The following is a 1,506-nucleotide window of genomic DNA, read 5'->3' as shown; positions in this document are numbered from 1 at the left end:
CAGAGGGAGATTCCCAATAATGTTGTCAAGCCGGGGCGGTGACGCCCTGTGACTGGCTCAGTGCGCGGGGGCAGCGTTCTCGGGCGCGACGGCCTCGAAGGTCCGGCCGTCGCGTATGAGTGCCCAGAGCACGTTCAGACGCCGCCTGGCAAGCGCCAGGACGGCCTGCTTGTGGGTCTTCCCCTCCTCGCGCTTGCGCCGGTAGAAGGCCTTGGATGTCGGGCAGTGCAGGGCGGCGACCTGGGCGGAAAGGTAGAACATCCGCAGGAGCCTTCGGCTGTAGCGGCGGGGTCGGCGGAGGTTTCCGCTGATCTTGCCGGAGTCGCGCGGGACGGGTGCAAGGCCGGCGACTCCGGCGAGGCGGTCGGGGCTGCCGAAGGCGGCCATGTCGCCGCCGGTGGCGGCGATGAACTCGGCGCCGAGCATGTCGCCGATGCCAGGCATGCTGGTGATCACTTCGGCGTGGGGATGCTCGCGAAACCGGCCCTCGATCAGAGCTTCGAGCTCGGCGATCTCCTGATCGAGGGACATCACCTCCCTGGCCAGGGTGTGGACCATCTTTGCAGCGGTCTTCTCCCCGGGGACGACGGTGAACTGGGCCTCGGCGGCGGTGACCGCGGCGTCCGCCGTGTTCCTCGCGGCTGTGGCAGTCCGCACGCCGTGGTTCTTCAGCCAAGTCGCCAGCCTGGAGCGGCCGATGCGCCGCAATGCGGCCGGCGTCCGGTAGCCGCTCAGCAGGACCAAGGCGCTCTTCGAGACGCTGTAGTCCAAGGCCCGCTCCAGGGCGGGGAAGTAGTCCAGCAACTGGGCGCGGAGCCGGTTGATCGCGCGGGTGCGGTCGGCGGACAGATCCATGCGGCGGGCGGTCAGGATCCGCAGGTCGACCGCGATCTCGCCGGTCTGCTCCAGTGGTTGCAGGTCACGGCGCATCCGGGCGGTGTCGGCGATGACGAAGGCGTCCTTCGCGTCCGTCTTCCCGCTGCCCCGGTAGGCGGCAGAGGCATGGTGCACGGTCCGACCGGGGATGTAGAGCAGCTTCTGCGAGTGACTGACCAGAAGGGCGATCCACAGCGCGGCCCCGCCCGCGTTCAGATCAACGGCCCAGGTGACCGGACCGCCGGCGGCCAGCTCCAGGACGTTTCCGAGCAGTTCCAGCAGTTCGGCCTCGTTGTTCGGCACCCGGCGGGAGAGCACCGTCTTCCCGTCCGTGTCGATAACCGTGCAGTGGTGCTCGGCCTTGCCGGCGTCCGTCCCTGCCCACAGTTCGGGCACCCGGTCCTCCTCGCTCGACGTGCGTGTCACGGTCCCAGCAGACGACCTCGCCGACATGTCCATACGAGCGATCTTGTTCCGCGCATCCCAATCAGCGGCCGAGTCGTCGCGGGATGCCGGGCGGCCAATCTCCCTCAGCCACGAACGCGGCAACGACATGACAGCCACACCCGGCACCCCTGGGTGCCCTGATCCTACGAATGACCAGAACGAGCCCACGAAGAAAGGTATGGA

Annotated in this window: 1 protein-coding gene; it reads right to left on the bottom strand. The window is 68.3% G+C overall.

Annotated elements, in window-relative coordinates; all coding sequences use genetic code 11:
- Nucleotides 1-57 precede the first annotated feature (57 nt).
- Nucleotides 58-1,272: an IS110 family RNA-guided transposase gene (locus ACZ7KX_RS42675; protein ID WP_470331340.1), complete on the bottom strand. Its 1,215-nt coding sequence runs from the start codon at nucleotides 1,270-1,272 to the stop codon at nucleotides 58-60.
- Between the last annotated feature and the right edge of the window lie 234 nt (nucleotides 1,273-1,506).

It is taken from the genome of Kitasatospora sp. NPDC038210 (genome assembly GCF_055600605.1).
The sequence above is the reverse complement of the archived record's forward strand: the minus strand, read 5'-3'. Positions and strand labels throughout refer to the sequence as shown.